Source organism: Serratia sp. SM04 (assembly GCF_040280225.1).
Taxonomy (GTDB): domain Bacteria; phylum Pseudomonadota; class Gammaproteobacteria; order Enterobacterales; family Enterobacteriaceae; genus Serratia; species Serratia sarumanii.
In genome coordinates this window covers 456,976-472,961 of record NZ_JBEOQT010000021.1, presented here as the reverse complement: position 1 = coordinate 472,961, position 15,986 = coordinate 456,976, and the positions used below count along the sequence as shown (strand labels likewise).

16 protein-coding genes are annotated in these 15,986 nt (G+C 63.1%); 5 read left to right on the top strand and 11 right to left on the bottom strand.

Translation table 11 applies throughout. The features are described from left to right. Positions 1-42 precede the first annotated feature (42 nt). Entirely contained in the window at positions 43-405 is a 363-nt protein-coding gene (locus tag ABTW55_RS16700; RefSeq protein ID WP_033635372.1) for a hypothetical protein, read from the bottom strand. Positions 406-610: 205 nt separating this feature from the next. On the opposite strand from ABTW55_RS16700, the gene flk reads away from it, so the two are divergent. Continuing rightward, positions 611-1,639 carry a flagella biosynthesis regulator Flk gene (gene flk / locus ABTW55_RS16695; RefSeq protein ID WP_039564954.1) on the top strand — a complete coding sequence of 343 codons (1,029 nt, stop codon included), beginning with the start codon at positions 611-613 and terminating at the stop codon, positions 1,637-1,639. Between the two features lie 4 nt (positions 1,640-1,643). Here the strand turns inward: flk and ABTW55_RS16690 are convergent, their stop codons facing one another. Then, positions 1,644-2,099 (bottom strand): rhodanese-like domain-containing protein, encoded by a 456-nt coding sequence (locus ABTW55_RS16690; RefSeq protein WP_047571161.1) that lies wholly within the window; start codon positions 2,097-2,099, stop codon positions 1,644-1,646. A gap of 93 nt (positions 2,100-2,192) precedes the next feature. On the opposite strand from ABTW55_RS16690, the gene ABTW55_RS16685 reads away from it, so the two are divergent. Further along, positions 2,193-3,626: a PLP-dependent aminotransferase family protein gene (locus ABTW55_RS16685; protein WP_060421970.1), complete on the top strand. Its 1,434-nt coding sequence runs from the start codon at positions 2,193-2,195 to the stop codon at positions 3,624-3,626. Positions 3,627-3,653: 27 nt separating this feature from the next. Here ABTW55_RS16685 and ABTW55_RS16680 read toward each other — a convergent pair whose 3' ends face one another. Further along, positions 3,654-4,550: an endonuclease/exonuclease/phosphatase family protein gene (locus ABTW55_RS16680; protein WP_041036098.1), complete on the bottom strand. Its 897-nt coding sequence runs from the start codon at positions 4,548-4,550 to the stop codon at positions 3,654-3,656. A gap of 217 nt (positions 4,551-4,767) precedes the next feature. Between ABTW55_RS16680 and pepT the strand changes: the two genes are divergently transcribed. Then, on the top strand, positions 4,768-6,015 hold the full coding sequence (pepT, locus tag ABTW55_RS16675; RefSeq protein ID WP_060421972.1) for a peptidase T: 1,248 nt from the start codon (positions 4,768-4,770) through the stop codon (positions 6,013-6,015). Here pepT and ABTW55_RS16670 read toward each other — a convergent pair. Beyond that, positions 6,012-7,124: an SLC13 family permease gene (locus ABTW55_RS16670; RefSeq protein WP_060421975.1), complete on the bottom strand. Its 1,113-nt coding sequence runs from the start codon at positions 7,122-7,124 to the stop codon at positions 6,012-6,014. The two genes, pepT and ABTW55_RS16670, sit on opposite strands and share 4 nt — an antisense overlap. Positions 7,125-7,278: 154 nt before the next feature. Between ABTW55_RS16670 and apbE the strand changes: the two genes are divergently transcribed. Further along, positions 7,279-8,310 (top strand): FAD:protein FMN transferase ApbE, encoded by a 1,032-nt coding sequence (apbE, locus tag ABTW55_RS16665; protein ID WP_039564940.1) that lies wholly within the window; start codon positions 7,279-7,281, stop codon positions 8,308-8,310. A 62-nt stretch (positions 8,311-8,372) separates the two neighbouring features. Here the strand turns inward: apbE and ABTW55_RS16660 are convergent, their stop codons facing one another. Next, positions 8,373-8,594, bottom strand: coding sequence for a hypothetical protein (locus tag ABTW55_RS16660; protein ID WP_004936201.1), 222 nt, complete (start codon positions 8,592-8,594; stop codon positions 8,373-8,375). A gap of 212 nt (positions 8,595-8,806) precedes the next feature. After that, a complete protein-coding gene (gene fabB, locus ABTW55_RS16655) occupies positions 8,807-10,027 on the bottom strand; it encodes a beta-ketoacyl-ACP synthase I (RefSeq protein ID WP_016926857.1) in 1,221 nt (406 codons plus the stop codon). Positions 10,028-10,197: 170 nt separating this feature from the next. On the opposite strand from fabB, the gene mnmC reads away from it, so the two are divergent. Next, complete coding sequence (gene mnmC / locus ABTW55_RS16650) at positions 10,198-12,219, top strand: bifunctional tRNA (5-methylaminomethyl-2-thiouridine)(34)-methyltransferase MnmD/FAD-dependent 5-carboxymethylaminomethyl-2-thiouridine(34) oxidoreductase MnmC (RefSeq protein ID WP_060422354.1); 2,022 nt, start codon at positions 10,198-10,200, stop codon at positions 12,217-12,219. Between the two features lie 40 nt (positions 12,220-12,259). On the opposite strand, the gene ABTW55_RS16645 is transcribed toward mnmC, so the two are convergent. From ABTW55_RS16645 to aroC, 5 genes are all read right to left on the bottom strand, one after another. Further along, positions 12,260-12,541 (bottom strand): YfcL family protein, encoded by a 282-nt coding sequence (locus tag ABTW55_RS16645; protein ID WP_016926855.1) that lies wholly within the window; start codon positions 12,539-12,541, stop codon positions 12,260-12,262. Between the two features lie 32 nt (positions 12,542-12,573). Further along, positions 12,574-13,131: an elongation factor P hydroxylase gene (locus tag ABTW55_RS16640; RefSeq protein WP_060421977.1), complete on the bottom strand. Its 558-nt coding sequence runs from the start codon at positions 13,129-13,131 to the stop codon at positions 12,574-12,576. An 80-nt stretch (positions 13,132-13,211) separates the two neighbouring features. Beyond that, a complete protein-coding gene (locus ABTW55_RS16635) occupies positions 13,212-14,018 on the bottom strand; it encodes a sulfite exporter TauE/SafE family protein (RefSeq protein WP_033635385.1) in 807 nt (268 codons plus the stop codon). A 3-nt stretch (positions 14,019-14,021) separates the two neighbouring features. Further along, a complete protein-coding gene (mepA, locus tag ABTW55_RS16630; protein WP_041036109.1) occupies positions 14,022-14,849 on the bottom strand; it encodes a penicillin-insensitive murein endopeptidase in 828 nt (275 codons plus the stop codon). A gap of 5 nt (positions 14,850-14,854) precedes the next feature. After that, positions 14,855-15,940, bottom strand: a complete 1,086-nt coding sequence (gene aroC / locus ABTW55_RS16625) for a chorismate synthase (protein ID WP_060421980.1) — start codon at positions 15,938-15,940, stop codon at positions 14,855-14,857. Between the last annotated feature and the right edge of the window lie 46 nt (positions 15,941-15,986).

Here is a 15,986-nt window from a genome sequence, read left to right as displayed (position 1 = left end):
CTCCATAAATGATTAAATCACCGCGAAAAACGGGCGATTAACTCATTCACGGAAGACGCATAATCGAAGGTGCACCCTGAGGGTGGGGGGTGAAATGGCGCGGGGAGGAGGAATGCGCAGGCGCGCGGCGATGGTCGGCGCCAACAGCGCCAGCAGCAGACCCAGCCCGAACAGCACGGTTTCGAACATCACCGGCGGCGCGGCCAGCAATGACTTGGCGCTCAGCTCACAGGGCGTCGGCTGCGCTTCGGCGGCGGTATCACCGGACTGAACGGCAGTGGCCGCCGGGATCCCCAGCGTTTGCTGCAGCGCATGCAGGCCCGCCATGCGCTGGGTCATGCACGTCAGCACCACCAGGCAAGCCAGGCATAAAAACCATTTTGCAATCCGCTGCCGTTTAACCATGCCATCCTCACGTTCGGGTCTGGGGCTATCTTAGCGGCGCGGGCGCGATTAGCAACGTTTTGTCGGTAAAGAAATGTCTGAGCGGCGGTATTGATGGCGGCGATTTACAGGTATCATAGTGGGTAAGCCTGTGCTTTTCGCCGGGTACGATGATGATTCTCTCCTCCAGGCATTCTGCGGGGATACACAGCGAAGGACTGGTGATATGCAACCTTTGAGTGGGCCGGGCACCCCAATCGCCGGCGAACGCCCTCCCTCCCCGGGCAAAACGGCGGCCACTGACGATCAACCCCTCTCTCCGGCGCAGCGCACGACGCTGGAAAAGCTGATCGTGAAAATCATGACGCTCAGCCCGGCAAAGCCGGCGGAGATCTGGGCGACTCTGCGTCACGATCTCGGCGCCGATAACGGCGGTGAACTGCTGGCGCGTCATTTTCAACCGGCGGAACAGCTGCTGCAAACGCGCCTGACGCAGGCGCAGCAAAACCATGCCGGGCGCCAGCTGTTGCAACAGCTGGCCGAATTGCTGCCGCAGGGCAACAATCGCCAGGCGGTCAGCGACTTTATTCGCCAGCAGTTCGGCCACACGGTACTGAGCCAGCTGAGCCCACCACAGCTGCAGCAGGTGCTGAATCTGTTGCAAACCGGCGGCCTGGCCATTCCCCAGCCGCAGCAAACCGCCACCAGCGATCGCCCGCTGCTGCCCGCAGAGCATCAAAGCCTGCAGCAGCAGGTCACCAAACTTAGCGCGGCCACCGGTGAAGCGCCGGCTAAAATCTGGCAAACGCTGTTTGATCTGGCGGGCGTGAAAACCAACGATCCGCTGCCGGCGCGCCACTTCCAGCTGCTGAACCAGTTTTTGCAGGTGAAGGTGGCTCTCAGCCCGCAGAGCGCGCCGACGCTGAACAATCTGCTGGCGGCACTCAAGCAGCCGGCGGACGAGCAAGAGCTGCAGCAGATGAACGACTACTGCCAAACGCGCTTCAACTGCGGCGCCAATGCGCCGCTGACGCATCCGCAAATGAGTGACGCCATTCATCAGCTGTTTGCCCGCCGCCTGGAGAAGGCCGGCCAGGCGCAGCCGATCGTCAGCCAGCCCGTCGAGCCGCAGCCGCTGCTCAACCCGCTGATCGCCGCCCTGCCGCTGCCGCTGCAAAAAGCGCTCAGCAAGCCTGCCGCGGCGCTGATCCTGCTGCTGGTGGCGCTGGCGATCGTACTGGCGCTGGTGTTTTAACGCCTCAGGCGCAGCCGCAGTCCTCAGCCGCCGCCCGATCGCGCAGCGATCCCGGCTGTTCGCCGGTGGCCAACGGATGGCCGTCGCGCAGCCAGAAATCCAGCCCGCCGATCAGCTCCTTCACCCTGAATCCCAGCTTCGCCAGCTTGTAGGCGCCTTTGGTGGAACCGTTGCAGCCGATGCCGTCGCAGTAGGTCACATACACCTTTTGGCGATCCAGCTGCGCCGTGCCGGCTTCATCCATCAGGCGATGCGGCAAGCTGATCGCCCCGGGGATATGCCCGGCGGCGTACAGCGCCTCTGCGCGGGTGTCGATCACTACTATCCCGTCCACGCCGTTGCGCAGATCTTCCGCCACGTCCCAGGCATCCGCATAGCGGCTCAGCTTGGCCGCCAGGTAAGCCAGGCTCTCTTCCGGCGCCGCCGGTGGAAAAGCCAGCACCAATGATTCTTTCGACATACCACTCACTCCCGTGCATCAAAACAGATGACAATAGTGCCTCATTTTGGTCTTATGATTGATACCCATTTTCCATAAATCATAAGGCCAATTATGCGGCACTCGCTGGTCACGCTGTTTCAGCAATCGCCCCACACCGCCGGCACGCTGCGCGATCGCCTGTGCGGCGCACTGCGGCAGGCCATCCATCAAGGGGCATTGAACGTTGGGCAACGCCTGCCTTCCAGCCGGGTGCTGGCCAGCGATCTGGGCCTCTCGCGAGTGACCGTCGAAGCGGCCTACGGTCAGTTGGAGGCGGAGGGATATCTGCAGCGCCGCGTCGGCCAGGGCACCTTTGTGGCGATTACCATCGCCAAATCACCGCCGCCGGCAAGCGGCTCCGGCATGCCGCGCCTTTCGCAGCGCGGCCAACAGATCGTGCAAACCGGCGGCTGCCGCGATCCGCAGCAGCCACAGGCGTTCGCCGCCGGTTCACCGGACCTGCGCGCGTTTCCGCTGGCCTTGTGGAAGCAGCTGACCGCACAGCGCCTGCGGCTACAGGGAGAAAGCCTGCTGCGCTACGGCGACCCGCAGGGCTATTTACCGCTGCGTGAGGCGATTGCCGCCCACGTCAACCAAACGCGCGGCGTGGTCTGCGATGCACGGCAGGTTATCGTGCTGACCAGTTCGCAGCAGGCGCTGCAGCTGATCGCCACGTTGCTGCTGGACAGCGGCGACAGCGTCTGGATGGAAGAGCCGGGTTACACCGGGGCAAGAAACGCCTTTATCAGCGCCGGCGCCGCCCTGACGCCGGTCGCGGTAGACGGCGACGGCCTGCGTGCTGAATCCTCCTTGCCGGACCCTCGTTTGATTTATCTGACCCCCTCACACCAATACCCGACCGGCGCCGCGCTCAGCCTGGCGCGCCGATTGGCGTTGCTGGCGCTGGCAGAGCGGCAACAGGCCTGGATCATCGAGGACGATTACGACAGCGAGTTTCATTACGACGGCCTGCCGATACCGGCGATGCAGGGCCTGGATCGCCGTGGCCGAGTGCTGTACCTCGGCACCTTCTCCAAGTCGCTGTTCCCTTCACTGCGGTTGGCGTATCTGATCGCCCCGCCCGCGCTGGTTGAAGCGTTCGTCACCGCGCGTACGGTGTATGACGGCCACAGCGCGCAGCTGATGCAGGCGGTCACCGCCGAATTCATCCACCAGGGGCACTTCGCCGCGCATATCCGCTACATGCGCCAGCTCTACCGCAGCCGGCGCGATGTGTTGCTGGCGGAAGTATGCGAAAAACTCGGCCACTTCGCCACGCCCGCTCCCGCCACCGGCGGCCTGCAGCTCAGCGTCTGGCTGCCGCCCGGCCAGGAGGCGGCGCTCAGCCGACAGGCGCGGCGGCTCGGCATCCTCACGCCCGGGCTGAAGGCGCAATACCAGACGGCGCAGGCGCAGCGCGACGGCTGGCTGCTGGGCTTTTCGGCCCTGACGCCGGGCGAGATCCGCAGCGCCGTCGAGCGGCTGGCGCAGATCGCCGTGGCTTAGCGCGGCCCCAATGGAACGCCCACCCGCTTATTGCTCGGTCAGGCGCATCTCCGCCACCAGCGGCAGGTGGTCGCTCACCGCCGGCCAATGCACGCCGTTCCAGTCGCCGCTGGCGTTCGGCACCGTCAGGCTGTCCAGATGCCAGCGCTGCGCGTTACCGGTGAAGATGTAATCCACCTTGATCTCGGCGTTTTCCGCCGGCCAACTGCGGCCGTCCTGCCCGTCAGGCATGATGTCGTTCCAATAGCGGCTCAACTCCAGCCAGGTCACGCTGCCCGGCACATCGTTCATATCGCCGAACAGCAGCTTGATACCGCGTACTTCGATGGCGCGATCGTTCAGCTCCCGCACCTGATCCAGGCGCATCGTCGGATCTTCCTTGGTATCGAGGTGGGCGTTGAACAGCGTGATCGGCGCCGGGAACTCCGGCACGTCAACCTTGGCGCTGAAGGCGATGCGCTGTTCGCGCTGGCCGGACGGCAGCGGATAGATCACGGCATCGTGCAGCGGATACTTCGAGAGAAACGCCAGGCCATATTCGCCGCCGTCGTGATCGATCGCCCGGCCAAACACCGCCTGCATGCCGGTCAGCTTCGCCAGCTCCGCCGCCTGATCGACCCGGCCGCTGCGGGCGGTGAGTTTATCCACCTCTTGCAGCGCCACCACGTCGACGTTCATCGCGCGAATTGCCTTGGCGATGGCGGTCATGTCGCTGACCTTGCCGGCGGCGATATTGAAGCTGGCGACGCGGATCTTCGGCGCCTGCTCCAGTTCATAGGTTTTATTTTTCAGGCCACCCAACGCGCTGGCCACTTCGCGGCTGTTGGCGTTGCTGTTGGCATGGCCGGCATCGGCAGAGGCCCAGGCGCTGTGAGAGAGGCCCAGGGACAGTAAGGTGATAAGCAGAGCGTGACCGGTGTGCATGAATTCTCCTTGAGGGACAGATAAGTGTTATGTAGGCGCTTCCCGGCCCACAGCTAACACCGATTTTGCCGCAGAAACCTGCGACTATTTCCTAGTTGCACCGCTATTTTTCGTTTCTGCGCGATGCTTCGCATTCTGGCGGTTTACGCATTGCACCGTTGGACAAACGGCTGATTTCGTTTTAAAACCGGTAGATTGCCAACCGCGAGGAGTTCCGATGACCAGCCCGATTGCCGAACAGCTTACCGAACGTTTCTTCCGCTACCTGGCGGTCACCAGCCAGAGCAACGCCGCCGCAACCACCCTGCCCAGCACGCCGGGGCAGCATGAAATGGCGCAGCTGCTGGCAGAAGAGCTGCGCCGGCTAGGCCTGGCCGACGTGCAGATAGACGAGCACGCCACCGTCACCGCCCGCAAGCCCGGCACCCAGCCCGGCGCGCCGCGCATCGGCTTCATCACCCATATCGACACCGTGGACGTCGGCCTGTCGCCCGAAATTCGCCCGCAGCGCCTGCGCTTCACCGGCGAAGATGTATGCCTGAACGCCGAGCAAGACATCTGGCTGCGGGTCGCCGAACACCCGGAGATCCTGCCCTACCGCAACGAAGAGATCCTGTTCAGCGACGGCACCAGCGTGCTGGGTGCCGACAACAAGGCGGCGGTCACCGTGGTGATGACGCTGCTGGCCAACCTGGCCGCCGCCGATCGCCACGGCGATATCGTGGTGGCGTTCGTGCCGGATGAAGAGATCGGCCTGCGCGGCGCCAAGGCGCTGGATCTGCAGCGTTTCCCCGTCGATTTCGCCTACACCATCGACTGCTGCGAACTGGGTGAAGTGGTTTACGAGAATTTCAACGCGGCGGCGGCGGAAATCCGCATCGAGGGGGTGACCGCGCACCCGATGTCGGCGAAAAACGTGTTAATCAACCCGATACGCATCGCCAACGACATCATCAACCGCTTCGACGTGCAGGATACCCCGGAACACACCGACGGGCGCGAGGGCTATTTCTGGTTCACCGATCTGGCCGCCAATGCCAATCAGGCGACGCTGAAGGTGTCGATTCGCGACTTCGATAGCGCGGCGTTCGAGGCGCGCAAAGCCCGCCTTGAGGAGACGGTGCGTCAAGTGGCGGCCGGCTATCCGCGCGCCAACTTCAGCTGCAGCATCAGCGACATCTACAGCAACATCAGCAACGCCATCGGCGAAGATCGGCGCGCCATCGATCTGATCTTCGGCGCCCTTGCCGCCCACGGCATCCCGCCGAAGGTGATCCCGATGCGCGGCGGCACCGACGGCGCGGCGCTCTCGAGCCGCGGCATCCTGACGCCCAATTACTTCACCGGCGCGCATAACTTCCACTCGCGCTTCGAGTTTTTACCCGTCAGCGCCTTCGTGAAATCCTACCAGGTGACCCGCAGCATTTGCCTGCTGGCCGCCCGGCAGAGCGGTAATCAGAGTTAGCTCAATAGCCAGCCGACCAGCGCGGCCCACGCCAGCAGCGGCAGCGAGTAATAGTGGAAGCGCAACCAGATCTTGCGCTCCCCCGCCATGCGCAGCGCAATCAGGTTGGCGAGCGATCCGATCGCCAACCCGAAGCCGCCGGCATTGACCGCATAGGCCAGTTGCGTGCTGGAGGGCGCATAGTTGAGCAGCAAAATGGTGGCCGGCACGTTGCTGACGATCTGCGACAGCCCAACGCCCAACGCATACACCCCACCGTCGCTCAGCCCGGCGATGGCGGCAAACGCCAGCTGAAGCGGCGGCAGGCGGGTAAACAGGCCAACATCGATAAACATGGCGGCGAACCCGAAAATCAGGCTCCAGTCGATCTGCAACAGCACCCGGCGCGCCAGCAACAAAAAGCCGGCGAACACCGCCAGCAGCCCATACAGCGGCAGGCCGATATCCAGGCACAGCAGGAAGATCGCATACAGCCCCACGCAGCTCAGCAACAGCGGCCGTTGATAGGGGTAGCCCTCGGTATTCGGCGTTTTCACGATGTCGCGCGCCGGGAAGCTGAACCAGGTCAACGCCAGCAGGCTCAGCATCATCGCGGCGCCAAACGGCGCCATCTGGCCGATGAAGCCGAGGAAAGAAAGGCCGGAGCGGCTCCACAGCAGGATATTTTGCGGGTTGCCGATCGGCGTCAGCAGCGAACCGGCGTTCACCGCTAGCGCCTGAAAGATGATCAAACGGCCAACCGGCAGCGCCGACAGCTTTTTCAGCGTGATGGTGAGCGGAATGACGATAAACAGCGCCACGTCGTTGGTCAGAAACGACGACAGCAGCGCGGCGGAAAACACCAGGAACAGCGCCAGCCGCCGTTCGCTGTGCAACCGGTTGATAATCTTGCGGCCAACGAAGTCGAAGTAGCCGCTGACCTCGACGCCTTTGGTCAGCAGCATCAGCCCCAGCAGAGTAATGAGGGTGCGGACGTCGATGAAACCGCCCAGCGCCGCCAGCGGCTGCGGATCAAAGGCGAACATCGCTGCGCCGGCCAGCAACAGCACGTGCAGGAAACGGTCTTTGACAAAGGGGTGGATAAGCCGGGAAATGGCGGTTGAACTCATGGTGGCAGCTTGAAACCTCAGCGAAAAGCATGAGCGAGACGTTAGCTCAGGCGCGGCATCTACGCCAGCAAAATGCTATTTTACCTTTATCCGCTTTCCATTTGCCGCGCTTTACTTTATTTGTAGCGGCTTTCTCGTTTTCAAAGGACATGTTATGGCTTCCCTGTTCGCCAAAGGGGCGTTGCTCAGCGCCTTATGCGCCCTGCTCGCCGCCTGCGACGATGCCGCCTCCCGCCCGCAAATCGATATCGACGGCAAGACCATGGGCACCTTCTACAGCGTTAAAGTCAGCGGTGACGTCGCGATCGGCAAGCAAGAACTGCAGCGGCAGATCGACGCGGTGCTCGAACGGGCCAACGACGATATCTCCACCTACCGCGCCGACTCGGTGCTGTCGCAATTTAACCGCAGCGCCGGCCTCGAACCGCAGCCGATCCCGCGTGGCATGGCAGACATCGTGCTGATGGCCCAGCGCATCGGCCGCGATACCGGCGGCGCCATGGACATCACCGTCGGCCCACTGGTGAACCTGTGGGGGTTCGGCCCCGACAAGCACCCGGTCAAAGTGCCGGAGCAGGCGCAGATCGACGCGGCGAAGCAGCGCACCGGCCTGCAGCACCTGAAGCTGATCAGCGACAATCGCGGGGAGTGGCTGCAAAAAGATCTGCCGGATATGTATGTCGATCTCTCGACGCTGGGCGAAGGCTACGGCGCCGATGAACTGGTGCGCCTGATGAACCGCAACGGCATTACCAACTACCTGGTATCGGTCGGCGGCGCGGTCTCTTCACGCGGCGTCAACGGCCAGGGCAAACCCTGGCGGGTGGCGATCCAAAAGCCGACCGACCGTGAAAATGCGGTGCAGGCGCTGGTGGATCTGCACGGTTACGGCATCAGCACCGCCGGCAGCTACCGCAACTACTTCGAACAAAACGGCCAGCGCTACTCCCATGTCATCGATCCAACCACCGGCAGGCCGATCAACCACCGCCTGGTTTCCGCCACGGTGATCGCCCCCACCGCGCTCGAGGCCGACGGCTGGGATACCGGCCTGATGGTGCTGGGCACGGAGAAAGCGTTGAAACTTGCCGAAGAGAAAGGGCTGGCGGTCTACCTGATCAGCAAAACCGACGACGGTTTCAGCGCCGTGATGACGCCGCAGTTCAAGGCGTTTTTGGTGCAGTGAAATTAAAAAGCCCGGCGCGCGATGGCCGGGCTGGTTGCATGCGCCCGCAGGCGCTGCGCCGATCACTTGGTCAGCGCGATGATGCCGAGAGTCAGGCCGGCAACCGCCGCCGCGCCGCCGGCGATCGCACCCGCGGTTTCCCAGTTATCCTGAGTGGTGCCCTTCATGCAGGTGTTGGTGTGCACCAGGCGCCCCTGGTCATCGTAGACCGGCACGCAGGGAGAATCGGTGGCGCATCCGGCCAACACGGCCGACAGTAACCCAACCGCAATTAACTTTTTCATACTTCGTGCCTCAATGTTCGATCACTTTGGAAAACTACGCCGAGCGATAATCACGCTACCCGGCTATTGTATGCCCAACGCGTGTAATGGCGAGGTAATGATGTGTCAGGGGATGTGATTTGGGAAAACTCCGAACGCCCGGCCGGCGGGCTTTGGACAGTAAAAAGCCCGCGAAAACGCGGGCTTGATAGCGAGGTGAGACTCAGGCGGGATTATTTCGCCAGTTTGCGCATCACCAGGGTGGCGTTGGTGCCGCCGAAGCCGAAGCTGTTGGACATCACGGTGGTCAGCTCGCGCTGAGTCGGCTGAGTCACGATGTTCATGCCGGCCGCCTGCTCATCCAGGGTTTCGATGTTGATGCTCGGCGCGATAAAGCCGTGCTCCAGCATCAGCAGGCTGTAGATCGCTTCCTGCACGCCTGCGGCGCCCAGCGAGTGACCGGTCATCGCCTTGGTGGAGGAGATAGCCGGGGTATTGTCGCCGAACACTTCGCGAATCGCGCCCAGCTCTTTCACGTCGCCCACCGGCGTGGAGGTGCCGTGCACGTTGATGTAGTCGATCGGCGCATCCAGATCCTGCATCGCCATCTTCATGCAGCGCACCGCGCCTTCGCCCGATGGCGCTACCATGTCGGCGCCGTCAGACGTTGCGCCGTAGCCAACGATTTCCGCGTAGATGTGCGCACCGCGCGCCAGCGCGTGTTCCAGTTCTTCAACCACCACCATACCGCCGCCGCCGGCGATGACGAAACCGTCACGATCGGCGTCGTAAGTACGGGAGGCTTTTTCCGGCGTGTCGTTGTACTTGGTGGACAGCGCGCCCATCGCGTCGAACTCGCAGGCCATTTCCCAGCACAGCTCTTCGCCGCCGCCGGCGAACACGATGTCCTGTTTGCCCAGCTGGATTTGCTCAACCGCGTTACCGATGCAGTGTGCGGAGGTCGCGCAAGCGGAGCTGATGGAGTAGTTCACGCCGTGGATTTTGAACGGCGTCGCCAGGCAGGCGGAAACGCCGGAAGCCATGGCTTTGGTGACCACGTATGGGCCAACCGCTTTCAGGCCGCGCGGGCTGCGCATCGCATCGGCGCCGAATACCTGGAAGCGCGGAGAACCGCCGCCGGAACCGGCGATCAGGCCCACGCGCGGGTTGTTTTGATACTCTTCTTCCTTCAGGCCGGAAGAAGCGATCGCTTCTTGCATCGCCAGGAAAGCATAGATGGAAGCATCGCTCATGAAACGCACCGCCTTGCGGTCGATCAGGCCGGTTGTGTCGAGCTTAACTTGCCCCCATACGTGACTACGCATGCCGGAATCTTTCAGCTCCTGGGAGAAAGTGATCCCAGAACGTCCTTCCTGCAGGCTCGCCAGGACCTCCTGCTGGTTATTACCAATGCTGGAGACAACTCCCAGGCCAGTAATCACTGCACGTTTCATTCAATACCTCTTCCACTATTTACCTACGGGATTTTGCATCGCACTTTAGCGTACAGATGTAAGCCGAACAAGTCCGATCAGCGTTTTTCAGCTTTATTGTTGTCCAGTTTGCGCCAGGGCGCCAGCGCCGTTAGAATTCGCGGCATCCCTTGAATTTCGAGCTATTGACCGTGAACCACGCCCCCATCCAAACCGCAACGCTAACCTGGAACGAACAGGGTACACCTGTTTCGAAACAGTTTGATGACGTCTATTTTTCCAATCAGGATGGGCTGGAAGAAACCCGCTATGTCTTTCTGCACGGCAACCGGCTGCCGCAGCGTTTCGCCACTCACCCGCGCCCGCTGCTGGTGGTGGCGGAAACCGGCTTCGGCACCGGGCTCAATTTCCTTACGCTGTGGCAGGCCTTCGCGGGCTTCCGCCAGGCCGAGCCGGACGCCGCGCTGCAACGCCTGCACTTTATCAGCTTCGAGAAATTCCCCCTGCAGCAGGCCGATCTGGCGGCGGCGCATGCGCGCTGGCCGGAGCTGGCTCCCTATGCCGATGAGCTGCGCGCCCAATGGCCGCTGCCGCTGCCGGGCTGCCATCGCCTGCTGTTGGCCGAAGGCCGCATTACGCTCGATCTGTGGTTCGGCGACGTCAACGAACTGCTGCCGCTGTTCGACGCCAGCATGAATAACCAGGTCGACGCCTGGTTCCTCGACGGCTTCGCACCGGCCAAAAATCCCGACATGTGGACCGAGCAACTGTTCGCCGCCATGGCGCGTTTCGCCCGGCCGGAAGGCAGCTTCGCCACCTTTACCGCCGCCGGCTTCGTGCGCCGCGGCTTGCAACAGGCCGGTTTTCAAGTCAACCGTTGCAAAGGCTTCGGCCAAAAGCGTGAGATGCTCGCCGGCTGTCTGCCGGCCGATGCGCAGCCCACGCGCCACCCGGCACCCTGGTATCGGCGTCCGGCGGCGGACAACACCGCCGACATCGCTCTGATCGGCGGCGGCGTCGCCAGCGCGCTCACCGCGTTGGCCCTATTGCGGCGCGGCGCCACCGTCACGCTGTACTGCGCCGACGAGCAGCCGGCCGAGGGCGCATCCGGCAATCGTCAGGGGGCGATTTACCCCCTGCTGAACGGCAGCGGCGACGCGCTGGAGAGTTTCTTCAGCGCCGCGTTTCCTTTCGCCCGCCGCCAATACGATGCCCTGTTGCAACAAGGCGTCGCCTTTGATCACCAGTGGTGCGGCGTCAGCCAGCTGGCCTACGACGAAAAGAGCGGCGCCAAGATCGCCAATATGCTGAAAACCGACTGGCCGCAGGCCTTGGCGGCGGCAGCCGACCGCGAAACGCTCAGCGAACTGTGCGGCGTCGACACCGGCTTTGGCGGCATCACCTACCCGCAGGGCGGCTGGCTCTGCCCGGCCGAGCTGACGCGCGGCGCTATCGCGCTGGCGCAGCGTCAGGGCTTGGTCTGCCAATACCGGCACGATGCACAGAGGCTGACGCAGGAAGAAAACGGCTGGCGCATCGATTTCGCCCACGGCGAAAGCCGCCGCCATGCGACGGTGATCCTGGCCAACGGCCACCGGTTGGCCGAGCTGGCGCCGACGCAAGCCCTGCCGCTGTATGCGGTGCGCGGGCAGGTGTCGCACATCCCAACCTCGCCGGCCCTCGGTCAACTGAAACAGGTGTTGTGCTACGACGGCTACCTGACGCCGGTCAACGCCAACAACGGCCAACACTGCATCGGCGCCAGCTACCAGCGCGGCGACACCGCCACCGACTACCGCGAGCAGGAGCAACAGGAAAACCGCGAGCGCCTGCTGCGCTGCCTGCCGGAGCAGGCCTGGCCACAGCAGGTGGACGTCAGCGCTCATCAGGCGCGTTGCGGCGTGCGCAGCGCCACCCGCGATCATCTGCCGATGGTCGGCGCGCTGCCGGACTATCAGGCCACGGTGACGCAGTATCAGGATTTGCAGCGGCGAAACCAGCGCGGCGAAACCGTCGCCGATGCGCCGGTCTATCCCGGCCTGTTCGCTATCGGCGGGTTGGGATCGCGCGGGCTGTGCTCGGCGCCGCTGGCAGCGGAAATTCTGGCGGCGCAGCTGTTCGGCGAACCGCTGCCGGGCGATGCGCGCCTGCTGGCGGCGTTGAATCCAAATCGGATGTGGGTGAGGAAGCTGCTGAAAGGACGTACGGTTTAATCAACCTTGAGGGGCGCGGCGGCGCGCCCCGGCATGGCGGTCAGGCGGCAGGGGTAGCGGCCTGATAAAGGTTTTCCCACATGCCGCGCACCAGGATCTGATCCGGCGGCGAGAGTTCCCCGGCGGCGATCGCTTTGTGCAGGCTCTCTTCCACCCGCGCTTTCAGCGCTTCGGCAGTGTGCTCGCCCTGCTCTTCCGCTTCGGCCACCGCCAGCGTCAGATGACCGCGCAGGTAGCCACCGGCAAACAGTTCATCATCGCTGGCGTGCTCTACCATGTCATCAATCAGCGCCAAAATGCGCGCTTCGAATTCTGCGATCATCAAATTTCCTCATTAAATAACGGGCTGTGGCGTCAGTTGAGATCTTCCGGGTACGGAAAATGCTCGGCCGCCAACGGTGGCGTATTGTAGAACGATTGCAACGCCTGAATAAAGCGCGCAGGCCGTGTGGGTATTCCCTGCTCCAGCAGCGCCAATACCCGGGCGCGCACCTTGCGCTGGAACGCGATGCGATCCGGCTCACAGTCGCCGTTCAGGTTGTCGCAGCTGACGTTGAACGGGAAACCGGCCGCCACGCAGAACATCCATTCCAGCGCCTGCGGTTTGATCTCTACCGCTTCGAATTCACTCTGGGTTTGCGCGTCGCGCCCGTCCGGGCAATACCAGTAACCGAAGTCCACCAGCTGGCGGCGCGCCTCGCCGGCGATGCACCAGTGCGAAATTTCGTGCAGGCCGCTGGCGTAGAAACCATGGGCAAACACGATGCGGTGATACGGCAGTTCGTCGTCGGCCGGCAGGTAGATCGGCTCGTCGTCGCCCTTCACCAGGCGGGTGTTGTAGTCATCGCTGAAGCACTGATTGAAGATCTCGATCAGTTGCTCATAGTGATGACGGGTCTGTGTGTCTGACATAAAAACTCTATAACCACAAAAATAAAGAGGTCATTATACCCGATAAGACAGGGCGCGTAAGCAACGCCCTCTCTTCATCTTTAACCGTGCACCAGGGCGCTCAACCACTGCTGAATTTCCGCGCCGTGATTGTCGTACAGCAGCTTGAGGCTCATCACCAGCGAGACGATCACGATCATCGGCCGAATCAGCTTCTGCCCGCGGGTCAGCACCATGTGGGCGCCCAAACGCGCCCCCAGCACCTGCCCCACCAGCATCACCAGACCGATGCTCCACACCACCTTGCCGCCGATGATGAACAGCGCCAACCCGCCGACGTTGGAGGTGAAGTTAAGCACCTTGGCGTGCGCCGTGGACTTGGCAAGGTTGAAACCGCACAGCGTCACATAGGCCAGCGCGTAAAACGATCCGGCGCCGGGGCCGAAGAAGCCGTCGTAAAACCCGACGCAGCCGCCGGCCACCAGCCCGAACGGCAAGGCGCCGAGACGGCGTTGACGATCTTCCTCACCCAGCCGCGGCATCAGCAGGAAGTAGAGGCCGATGCCGATCACCAGCAGCGGCAACATCTGCCGCAGCAAATCGGCGCGCATATGCTGCACCAGAATGGCGCCGGCGATCGAACCGATCAGCGTCAGAAAGATCGTCAGCTTCTGGTCGTTGAGGTTCACCGCCCGCCGACGAATAAAGTACAGGCTGGCGGAGAAGGAACCGCCGACCGACTGCAGTTTGTTGGTCGCCAGCGCCTGGGCCGGGGGAACCCCCACCGCCAGCAGGGCCGGCACCGTCAGCAGCCCGCCGCCGCCGGCGATGGAGTCGATAAACCCCGCCAGCAGCGCTACCGCAAACAACACCCCGAGCATCTCGGGGCCGATGACAAACCAGTCCATGTGTTATTCCGCTGAGAAATGGTGATCCAGCAATGCCTGACAGGTCGGCGGTAACGGCGGCGGCACCGGTTTACCCGGTTTGGCGTTCGGTTGATGCGGCACGAACCAGCTCGCCAGTTCGGCGCCGCAGCCGTCGCCCGGCGGCGGCGTATCCTGCTCTTTACATTCAAGGCTGCCCGCCGGGCAACGCAGGCGCACGTGCATGTGCGCGCGGTGACCGAACCACGGCCGCACCTTGTGCAACCAGGCACGGTCGGCGCCGGCGTCCAGACACAGACGCTGTTTGATGGCCGGATTGACGAAGATGCGCGTCACGTCCGCATCCTGCGCCGCCAGCTTGATCAGCGACTCAATCTGCGGCTGCCATTGGCGCGCCACTACCTGCTTGCCGTCCCCTGACACCAGATCGATCGGCTGCGGCTTCAGCAACTGCTGCGCGCTCCAGCGTTGACGCGGCAGTTGCAGCCAGATGTCGACGTCGAGCCCCGACTGGTGGCTGGCGTGGCCGCTGCTGAAGCGCCCGCCGGCCGGCATCGCCATATCGCCGATCAGCACCGTGCCCAGCGCTTTCTGATTCGCCTGGCTGCTGAGGCGCTGAATGAACGCCAACAGATCCGGGTGGCCGAAATAGCGGCGCTGGTCGGTACGCATCACCTGGTAGTTCGGTGAGTTCAGCGGCAACGGCTGGGCGCCGATGACGCAGCCGTTGGCGAAACCGCCCACCGCCTGCGGCGCGCCGGCCACCGGATGATCGATTTTCTGCCACGGCGTCAGCGCCATGGCGGAGGCGGAGGCCGTCAGGGCCACCAGGCCCAACATCCAGTTTTTCATGGCGATTACCAGTGCGGCACGTCGGAAACCACATCACCGTTTTGCGCACGCTGGCGCAGCAGGTGATCCATCAGCACGATCGCCATCATCGCTTCGGCGATCGGCACGGCGCGGATACCCACGCACGGATCGTGGCGGCCGCGGGTGACCATTTCCACCGCTTCGCCCTGGCGATTGATGGTGCGGCCCGGCACCATGATGCTGGAGGTCGGCTTCAGCGCCAGATGCGCCACCACCGGTTGGCCGCTGCTGATGCCGCCGAGAATGCCGCCGGCATGGTTGCTCTGGAAACCTTCCGGGGTGATTTCATCGCGGTTTTCGCTGCCGCGCTTGGTCACCACGGCAAATCCGTCGCCGATCTCCACGCCTTTCACTGCGTTGATGCTCATCAGCGCGTGCGCCAGATCGGCGTCGAGGCGGTCAAACACCGGCTCGCCCAGGCCAACCGGCACATTTTCAGCAATCACGCTGACCTTGGCGCCGATGGAGTCGCCCTCTTTTTTCAGCGCGCGCATCAGTTCGTCCAGCGCTTCCAGCTTGTCCGGATCCGGGCAGAAGAACGGATTCTGCTCGACCTGATCCCAGTCTTTCAGCTCGCAGGTCACGTCGCCGATCTGCGCCAGATAGCCGCGCACCTGCACGCCGAACTTCTGCTGCAGGTATTTCTTGGCGATAGCGCCCGCCGCAACGCGCATGGCGGTTTCACGCGCCGAAGAGCGGCCGCCGCCGCGGTAATCGCGCAGGCCGTATTTCTGTTCGTAGGTGTAGTCGGCATGCCCCGGACGGAACACGTCTTTGATGGCGCTGTAGTCTTGCGAGCGCTGATCGGTGTTCTCAATGATCAAACCGATGCTGGTGCCGGTGGTCACGCCTTCGAATACGCCAGAGAGAATGCGCACCTGATCCGGTTCGCGACGCTGGGTGGTGTAACGCGAGGTGCCCGGACGACGGCGGTCCAGATCGTGTTGCAAATCGGCTTCGGTGAGCGGGATGCCGGGCGGCACGCCGTCGACAATACAACCCAGCGCCACCCCGTGAGATTCACCGAAGGTGGTGACGCGGAAAATCTGCCCAATACTGTTTCCTGCCATCACGGCTCCTTACCGTTAGTCTTTTATCGTTATGAGGCCCGCCGTG